Here is a 10180-nt window from a genome sequence, read left to right as displayed (position 1 = left end):
CCGGTTCAAGGAAGTGACTCACGTGGCTGACGACGACAAGTACGTGGAATACCTCAAGAAGGTCACGGGCGAACTCCGGCAGACCCGCAAGCGGCTCCGCGAGGTCGAGGAGCGCGGCAGCGAGCCGGTCGCGATCGTCGCCATGAGCTGCCGCTTCCCCGGCGACATCCGCTCGCCGGAGGACCTGTGGCGGCTCGTCGACGAGGGCCGCGACGCCATCGGCCCGCTGCCCGGGGACCGCGGCTGGGACATCGAGGACCGCTACGACCCCGACCCCGACAAGCCGGGCACCTTCACCACCCGTGAGGGCGGCTTCCTGCGGGACGCCAGCGGCTTCGACGCGGGCTTCTTCGGCATGAGCCCCCGCGAGGCCCTGGCCACCGACCCCCAGCAGCGGCTGCTCCTCGAAGCCTCCTGGGAACTCCTCGAACGCGCCGGGATCCGCCCCGCCAGCCTGCGCGGCAGCGCCACCGGCGTCTTCGTCGGCGCCGCCACCTCCGGCTACGGCCAGGGCCCGGTGGAGGTCCCCGAGGACGTGCACGGACTGATGCTCGCCGGCAACGCCACCTCCGTCGCCTCCGGCCGCATCTCCTACGTCCTCGGCCTCGAAGGCCCGACCGTCACCGTCGACACCGCCTGCTCCTCCTCCCTGGTCGCCCTGCACTGGGCGGTGCAGGCTCTGCGCGCGGGGGAGTGCGACCTCGCGATGGCCGGTGGTGTCGCCGTGATGGCCACCCCCGGTCTGCTCTTCGAGTTCAGCCGCCAGCGCGGGCTCGCCCCGGACGGCCGCTGCAAGGCCTTCTCGGACGACGCCGACGGCACCGGCTGGTCCGAGGGCGTCGGCCTGCTCCTCGTCGAGCGCCTCTCCGACGCCCGGCGCAACGGCCACCAGGTCCTCGCCGTGGTCCGCGGCTCCGCCGTCAACTCCGACGGCGCCTCCAACGGACTCACCGCGCCCAACGGCCCCTCCCAGCAGCGCGTCATCGAGCAGGCCCTGGCCGCCTCCGGCCTGAGCGGCGCCGACATCGACGCCGTCGAGGCGCACGGCACCGGCACCTCCCTCGGCGACCCGATCGAGGCGCAGGCCCTGCTGAACACCTACGGGCAGGACCGGGACCCCGACCGCCCGCTGCTGCTCGGCTCCCTCAAGTCCAACCTGGGCCACACCCAGGCGGTGGCGGGCGTGGCCGGGGTCATCAAGACCGTGATGGCCCTGCGCCACGGGCGGCTGCCCCGCACCCTGCACGTCAGCACGCCCTCCACCCACGTCGACTGGGACGCGGGGCACGTACGCCTGCTCACCGAACCCGCCGAGTGGCCCGGCAGCGCCGACCGGCCGCGCCGCGCCGGGGTCTCCTCCTTCGGCATCAGCGGCACCAACGCGCACACCATCCTGGAGTCCGCGCCCGCACCGGAGGCGGCGGACACCGAGCCCGGCACCGATCCCGCGGCCGAACTCGGGGCGAGCGCCCTGCCGTTGGTGCCGTGGTTCGTCTCCGCCCGCAGTGCGGCGGCGCTGCGCGAGCAGGCCGGGCGGCTCGTCGAGCACCTCGGTACGCTCCCGGACGGCGACCTCCTCCCCACCGCACACGCCCTGGTGACGGACCGTCAGGCCTTCGAGCACCGGGCCGCGGTGCTCGCCCCGGACGCCGACCGCGCCCGGGAGGCCCTCACCGCGCTGGCGGCGGGCGAGGAGCACCCCGCCGCCGTCACCGGCCGGGTGCTGCGCGGGGCCACCGCCTTCCTGTTCGCCGGGCAGGGCTCCCAGCGGCTCGGCATGGGACGCCAACTGCACGCCGCCTTCCCGGTGTTCGCCCGCGCCTTCGACGAGGCCTGCGCCTGCTTCGACGCCGTACCGGACAGCCCCCTCGCGCCCCCGCTCTCCTTCAAGGACCTCGTCCTGGAGGGCGCCCTCGGCGAGGAGGCGCTGCGGCGCACCGACCTGATGCAGCCCGCCCTGTTCGCCTTCGAGACCGCCCTCTTCAGGCTCCTGGAGTCCTGGGGCCTGACCCCCAAGTACGTCCTCGGGCACTCGCTCGGTGAACTCGCCGCCGCGCACGTCGCCGGGGTCTGGTCGCTGCCGGACGCCTGCCGCCTCGTCGCCGCCCGCGGCCGCCTCATGCAGGCCCTGCCCCCCGGCGGCGCCATGCTCTCCGTGGAGGCCACCGAGGACGAGGTGGCCCCCCTGCTCGCCCCGCACGGCGACGCCGTCTGCGTCGCCGCGGTGAACGGCCCCCGCGCCACCGTGGTCTCCGGCGACGAGGAGGCCGTCGAGGCGGTCGGCGCCGCACTCGCCGCCCGCGGCCGCAGCTGCCGCCGCCTGCGGGTCGACCACGCCTTCCACTCGGCCCGCATGGACGCCGCCCTCGACGAGTTCCGTACCGTCGTCGCGGGCGTCACCGCGCACCCGCCGCGGCTCACCGTGGTCTCCGACCTGACCGGCCGCCCCGCGAGCGCCGAGGACCTGGCCTCCGCCGACTACTGGGCCCGCCACCTGCGCCGGACGGTGCGCTTCGCCGACGGCGTCGCCTGGCTCGCCGCGCACGGCGTCTCCCGGTTCCTCGAGATCGGCCCCGACCACACCCTGACCGCGCTCGCCGGAAGCTGCCTGCCCGAGGACACCACCGAGCGGGTCTGCCTCCCGCTGCTGCGCAAGGACCGGCCCGAGGCCGAGGCCCTGCTCGCCGCCGTCGCCGGTGCCCACGCCCACGGCGCCGTCCTCGACACCGCCCGCCTGCTCGGCGAACCCCCCGCCGACCGCCCGGCCCTGCCCACCTACGCCTTCCAGCACGAGCGGTACTGGCTGCGCCCGTCGGCCACCGCCGGGGACCCCGGCGCCGCCGGACTCGGGGCCACCGACCATCCGCTGCTCGCCGCCGTCGTCCGGGTCGCCGACGACGACCGCGTGCTGCTCACCGGACGGCTCTCCCTGCGCACCCAGCCCTGGCTGGCCGAGCACGCCGTCTCCGGGACCGTGCTGCTGCCGGGCACCGCCTTCGTCGAACTCGCCCTGCGCGCGGGCCAGGAGGCGGGCTGCGCGCTCCTGGACGAACTCACCCTGGAGGCGCCGCTGCTGCTGCCCGAGCGGGCCGGAGCGCAGATCCAGCTCGGCCTCGGGGCGCCCGACGCCGAGGGCCGCCGCACCCTGACCGTGCACGCCCGCCCCGACGGCGAGGACGAGACGCCCTGGACCCGGCACGCCACCGCCGTGCTCGCCCCCGCGGGCCCGGAGGCGCCGCAGGACCTGAGCGCCTGGCCGCCCGCCGGTGCCGAGCCCGTCGCCCTCGACGGCTTCTACCCGGCACTCGCCGACCACGGCTACCAGTACGGGCCCGTCTTCCAGGGCCTGCGCGCGGTCTGGCGCCGGGACGGTGCCTGGTACGCCGAGGTCGCGCTGCCCGAGGACCAGCACCGCGACGCCGCCCGGTTCGGACTCCACCCCGCCCTGCTCGACGCGGCCCTGCACGCCCAGCTCGCGGGCGCCGGGGACGGGGGAGAACAGGGGGTGGGACTGCCCTTCGCCTGGAGCGGGGTCCGCCTGCACGCCGCGGGCGCCACCACCCTGCGCGTCCGGCTCGAACCCCAGGCCTCCGGCGCCCTGCGCCTCACCCTCGCCGACGGCACCGGACGCTCCGTCGCCACCGTCGACTCCCTCACCAGCCGCCCCCTGCCCGCCGAGGCCCTGCGCGGGGCACGGGCCGCGCAGGGCGCCCTATACGCGCTGCGCTGGAGCGGCGCGGACCTCCCCGAGGCCCCCGCCACCGGCGACTGGCAGCTCGCCGGCCCCGACCCGGTGGGCCTCGCCCCCGACTGCGCCCCGCTCGGCACCGCCACCACGCCCTCCGTGGTCGTCCTGCCCTGCGCCGGTGCGGACGGGGAGAGCGCCACCGACGTGGCCGTACGTACGCTGCGGGCGCTCCAGGAGCTCCTGGCCGACGAACGGGCCGCGCGGGCCACGGTGCTGGTGCTCACCCGCGGCGCGGTCTCCACCGGGGACGAGGACGTTCCCGACCTCGCCGCCTCCGCCGTGTGGGGGCTGGTGCGCTCCGCCCAGACCGAGAACCCGGGGCGGCTGGTCCTGGCCGACCTCGACGGCACCGCCGCCTCGCGCGCCGCGCTCCCGGCCGCCCTCGCCTCCGGGGCCGCCCAGTGCGCCCTGCGCGAGGGCCGCGTCCTCACCCCGGCCCTGACCAGGGCGGCACCCGCTACCGCCGCGGAACCCGCCCTGGACCCCGAGGGCACCGTCCTGATCACCGGCGGCACCGGCGCCCTCGGCGCCCAGGTGGCCCGGCACCTCGTCACCGCGCACGGCGTGCGCTCACTGCTGCTGCTCTCCCGCCGCGGCCCCGAGGCGCCCGGCGCCGCCGAACTCGTCGCGGAAATCGACGACTTGGGAGCCGAGGCCCGGGTCGAGGCCTGCGACGCCGCCGACCCCGAGGCCCTGGAGCGGGTCCTCGCCACCGTCCCGCGGACCCGTCCGCTGCGCGCCGTCGTGCACGCCGCGGGCACCCTGGACGACGGCACCCTCGACTCCCTCACCCCCGAGAAGCTGACCGCCGTCCTCGCCGCGAAGGCGGACACGGCGCTGGCCCTGCACCGGGCCACCCGGGAGGCGGAGTTGACCGCCTTCGTCCTCTTCTCCTCCGCCTCCGGTCTCCTCGGCGGAGCCGGACAGGCCAACTACGCCGCCGCCAACACCGTCCTGGACGCCCTCGCCCACCACCGCCGCGCCCAGGGGCTGCCCGCCACCTCCCTCGCCTGGACCCTGTGGGCGGCCGAGGGCGGCATGACCGGAGGCCTCGGCGAGGAGGACCGGCGCCGTATCGCCGCCTCCGGCCTGCCCGCCCTGGAGACCGAGGACGCGCTGCGCCTGCTGGACGAGTCCCTCACCACCGGCGAGCCGCTGCTCGCCCCGCTGCGCACCGAACCCGCCGCGCTGCGCGCCGCCGCGGCCGCGGGCCGCCTGCCCGCACTGCTGCGCGGACTCGTCCCCGTCCCCGTACGCCGCGCCGAGCAGAGCGCGCCCGGCGCGGGCGGCGCCGAACTGCTCCGGAGCCTCGCGGCCCTCGACGAGGCCGAGCAGGAGCGGCTGCTCCTCGGTGTGGTGCGCCGCCACGCCGCCCTCGCCCTCGGCCACGGCTCCGCCGGGGCGGTCGACGCCGAGCAGTCCTTCAAGGAACTCGGCTTCGACTCCCTGACCTCGGTGGACCTGCGCAACCGCCTCAACGCCGAGACGGGCCTCCGGCTCCCGGCCACCCTGGTCTTCGACCACCCCCGCCCCACGGCCCTCGCCCGCCACCTGCGGGAGGAACTCGGCGGCAGCCGGGCAGACGCCCTCGCCGGCCCGACGGGCGCCGTGGACGACGACCCGATCGTCATCGTCTCCATGGCCTGCCAGTACCCGGGCGGCGTCGGCTCGCCCGAGGACCTGTGGCGGTTCGTCTCCGAGGGCGGCGACGCCATCTCCTCCTTCCCCACCGACCGCGGCTGGGACCTGGACTCCCTGCCCGGCCTCGAAGCCGGATTCCTGTACGGGGCAACCCACTTCGACGCCGCCCTGTTCGGCATCTCACCGCGCGAGGCGCTGGCCATGGACCCGCAGCAGCGCCTGCTCCTGGAGACCTGCTGGGAGGCCTTCGAACGCGCCGGGCTCGACCCGCTCTCGCTGCGCGGCAGCAGCACCGGCGTCTGGGCCGGAGCCATGGGCTCGGGATACGCCTCGGGCCTCGCCGACATCCCCAAGGGCATGGAGGGCTACATCGGCCTCGGCGTCTCCGGCAGCGTCATCTCCGGCCGCGTCGCCTACACCTTCGGCCTGGAGGGGCCGACGATGACCGTCGACACGGCCTGCTCCTCGGCCCTGGTCGCCCTCCACCTCGCCGCGACGGCCCTGCGCCAGGGGGAGTGCTCCCTCGCCGTGGCGGGCGGTGTCACGGTGATGGCCACCCCGGGTACGTACACCGAGTTCACCGCGCAGAAGGGGCTGGCGGCCGACGGGCGCTGCAAGGCCTTCGCGGCCTCCGCCGACGGCACCAGCTTCTCCGAGGGCGTCGGCGTGCTGGTCCTGGAACGCCTCTCGGACGCGCGGCGCAGCGGCCACCCCGTCCTCGCGGTCGTCCGCGGCTCCGCCACCAACCAGGACGGTGCCTCCAACGGCCTGACCGCGCCGAGCGGTCCGGCCCAGCAGCGGGTGATCCGGCAGGCCCTCGCCTCGGCCGGTCTGTCCCCCGCGGACGTGGACGCGGTGGAGGCGCACGGCACCGGCACCACCCTCGGCGACCCGATCGAGGCGCAGGCCCTCCTCGCCACGTACGGCGCCGGGCGCCCCGACGGGCAGCCCCTGCTGCTCGGCTCCGCCAAGTCCAACTTCGGCCACACCCAGGCCGCGGCGGGCGCCGCGGGCATCATCAAGATGATCATGGCGATGCGCCACGGCGCGCTGCCCCGCACCCTCCACGTCGACGAGCCCTCCCCGCACATCGACTGGTCCGAGGGCACCCTCGAACTCCTCACCGAGCAAAGGCCCTGGACCGCGCGGGAGGGACGGCCGCGCCGCGCCGGGGTCTCCTCCTTCGGCATCAGCGGCAGCAACGCCCACGTCATCCTGGAGGAACCCCCGGCGGCGGCCCCCGGGCCCGAGCGGTCCGAGGCGCCCGCCCTGCCCCGCGCCTTCCCCCTCTCCGGACACACCCCCGAGGCGCTCGGCGCCCAGGCCGCCCGGCTGCGCACCCACCTCGTCTCCGGCGAGCACGACCCGCGCGACCTCGCGCACACCCTCAGGACCGCCCGCCACCATCTCGCCCACCGCGCCGTCGTCGTCGCCGAGGACCGGGAGGGGCTGCTCGCCGCCCTCGCCGCCGCGGCCACCGGCGACCGGCATCCGGACCTGGTCCGCGGCCAGGGCGACGGCGGACGCACCGCCTTCCTCTTCAGCGGCCAGGGCGCCCAGCGCCCCGGCATGGGCCGGGACCTGTACGCCGACTGGCCGGTGTTCGCCGAGACCTTCGACGCGGTCTGCGCCGAACTCGACCGCCATCTGCAGGGCCCGCCGCTGCGCGAGATCGTCTTCGCCGAGGAAGGCACCGAGACGGCCGCCCTGCTCGACCGCACCGCCTGGACCCAGGCCGCCCTCTTCGCCTTCGGCACCGCGGCCCACGCCCTGGCCGCCTCCTGGGGCGTGCACCCCGACGTGGTGATGGGCCACTCCATCGGCGAACTCACCGCCGCGCACGCCGCCGGAGTGCTCGACCTGCCGGACGCCTGCGCCCTGGTGGCCGCCCGCGGCCGCCTCATGCAGGCCCTGCCGGAGGGCGGGGCGATGACCGCGGTGGAGGCCACCGAGGAGGAGATGCGCCCGCACCTCGAAGGCCTCGCCGACCGGGTCGCGCTCGCCGCCGTGAACGGCCCGGTCTCGCTCGTCCTGTCCGGCGAAGCGGACGAAGTGGAGCGTATCGCCGGGGAGTTCGCCGACCTCGGGCGAAAGACTAGGCGTTTGCGGGTCAGCCATGCATTTCACTCTCCTCTCATGGACGCCATGCTCGACGAGTTCGCCCGGGCCGCGGCGGAGGTGCGCTACCAGCCTCCGTCGGTGCCCGTCGTCTCCAACCTCACCGGCGCCCTCGCCGGGGAGGCGGAGCTGTGCGACCCCGCGTACTGGGTACGGCACGTCCGCGAGGCCGTGCGCTTCGGGGACGGGGTGCGCGCCCTCGCCGAGGAGGGCGTCACCACCTGCGTCGAGCTGGGCCCCGACGCGGTACTGACCCCGCTGGTGCCGGAGGGCTACGGCGACCCCTCCGCCGTGACCGCCTTCTCCCTGCTGCGCCGCGGGCTTCCCGAGCGGCAGGCCGTACTGCGCGCCGCCGCCCGGCTCTACACACGCGGCTTCGGCGCCGAGACCTTCGGCCCGGCCGAGACCGGGGCCCGGCCCCTGGCCCTGCCCACCTACGCCTTCCAGCGCGAGCGGTACTGGCTGGAGTCCTCCGCCCCGGCGGCGCGCCCCGCCGAGGACGAGGCCTTCTGGGAGCTGGTGGAGTCCGCGGACCCGTCCGCCCTCGCCGAGCAGCTCGCCCTCGACGCCGAGGCACCGCTCAGCGCCGTACTGCCCGCCCTGTCCGCCTGGCGCGGCGACGGCCGGCGGCGCGCGGAGGCGGGACGCTGGGAGCACCGCGCCGTGTGGCGCCCCGCCCCCGAAGGCGCCGTGGGCACCCTCACCGGCACCTGGCTGCTGGCCGTCCCCTCGGGGACCGAGGGCGAGACCTGGGCCCAGCACTTGACCGGGGCGCTCACCGCGCACGGCGCCCGCGTCCTGCCGCTGCCGGTGGACTGCACCGGCAGCGACCGGGCCGCGGTGACCGCCGCGCTGACCGAGCTGTGCGGCGCCGAGGCGGAGGCGCCCGCCGGGGTGCTGTCGCTGCTCGCCGCCGACACCCGCGCGCTGCCCGGCCACTCCTCGGTACCCGCCGGTCTCGCCGCCACCCTGGCCCTGCTCCAGGCCCTGGCGGACGGCGCCGCGGGGGCGGCGGCGCCCCGGCTGTGGGCGCTCACCCAGGGCGCGGTCGGCGCGCTCGCCGCCGAGGCCCCGACCGCCCCCGAACAGGCCGCCGTCTGGGGGCTCGGGCGCACCGCGGCACTCGAACACCCCCAGATCTGGGGCGGCTTGGTGGACCTGCCGCCGCTCACCGAGGGCAGCGCCGCGGAGGCGGGCCGCCGCCTGTGCGCGGTGCTCGCCGCCGCCGACGGGGAGGACCAGATCGCCGTCCGCCCCTCGGGCACCTTCCTGCGCCGTCTGGAGCGCGTACCCGCCCGGCCGGAGGCAGCAGGACCCGACTGGTCCGGCACCGTCCTGCTGACCGGCGCGACCGGCGCGCTCGGAGTGCACACCGCGGCCTGGCTCGCGGGGCGCGGGGCCGGCCGCATCCTGGCCGTCAGCAGGTCCGGCGCCGAGGCGCCCGGCGCGGCCCGGCTCGCGGAGGCCCTCGCCGGAACCGGCACCGAACTCACCCTCGCCGCCTGCGACGTGGCCGACCGCAAGGCCCTCGCCGACCTGCTCGCGGAGTACCCGGTGGACGCCGTCGTGCACACCGCGGGCGTACTCGACGACCGGCTCCTCGACACCATGGACGCGGCCGGCCTCGACCTCGTGCTGCGGCCGAAGCTCGCCGCGGCCCGCAACCTCGACGAGCTCACCCGCGGGCGCGAGCTGTCCGCCTTCGTCCTCTACGCCTCCGTCTCCGGCACCCTCGGCACGCTCGGACAGGCCAACTACTCGGCCGCCAACGCCTATCTGGACGCACTGGCCGAGTCCCGCCGCGGCGCCGGACTGCCCGCCGCCTCCCTCGCCTGGGGCCCCTGGGCGGGCGGCGGCATGGCGACCGGGAGCGCCGAGGCCGAGGCGCGCATGCGGCGCAGCGGCGTGCACCCCCTCGACCCCGACCGGGCCGTGCGCGCCCTCGACCGGGTGGCGGCCGGCCCCGAGGCGGCCCTCGTGGTCGCCGACATCGACTGGGCCGCCTTCGCCCCCGGGTTCACCACCGGGCGGCCCAGCCGCCTGCTCGCCGACCTGCCCGAGGTCCGGGAGGTCCTGGCCCGGCAGCAGACCACCGCCGAGGAAGGGCCCGGGCAGCTGGGCGCCCGGCTCGCCGGACAGCCCGCCGCCGAACAGGAGCGCACCCTGGTCACGCTGGTGCGCACCGAGGCCTCCGAGGTGCTCGGGCACGCCTCCACCGAACGCGTGGGAGCCGCCCAGGACTTCAACTCCCTCGGCTTCGACTCGCTGACCGCCGTCGAACTGCGCAACCGGCTCGGCGCCGCCACCGGCCTCGCGCTCCCGGCGACCCTGCTCTTCGACCAGCCCAACCCCACCGCCCTCGCCCGGTACCTGCGCGGACGGCTGCGGCAGGACGTGGACGAGGCCGCCGCGGTCCTCGCCGACCTGGACCGGCTGGAGAGCGCCCTGACCGCGCTGCCCGCCGAGGACGGCAGGCGCGACCGCATCGGCGCCCGGCTGCGGTCCCTGCTCACCCGCTGGCAGGACGGCGAGCGGGGCGGCGCCGGGGCAGAGCCCGCGCAGGACGTCAGCGAACGGATCCACTCCGCCGCGGCGGACGAGATCTTCGACTTCATCGAGAACGACCTCGGAATCTCCTGATGCACGGCAACGGGACCTGGGAACGGGTGAGAA

At 76.9% G+C, this 10180-nt stretch carries 1 protein-coding gene; it reads left to right on the top strand.

The window, feature by feature from the left end:
* Positions 1–22: 22 nt before the first annotated feature.
* Positions 23–10147, top strand: a complete 10125-nt coding sequence (locus tag MID12_RS02540; protein WP_263164597.1) for a type I polyketide synthase — start codon at positions 23–25, stop codon at positions 10145–10147.
* Positions 10148–10180 lie beyond the last annotated feature (33 nt).

It is taken from the genome of Streptomyces sp. SCSIO ZS0520 (genome assembly GCF_025643355.1).
GTDB lineage: Bacteria > Actinomycetota > Actinomycetes > Streptomycetales > Streptomycetaceae > Streptomyces > Streptomyces physcomitrii.
This window is presented reverse-complemented; position numbering and strand designations above follow the sequence as displayed.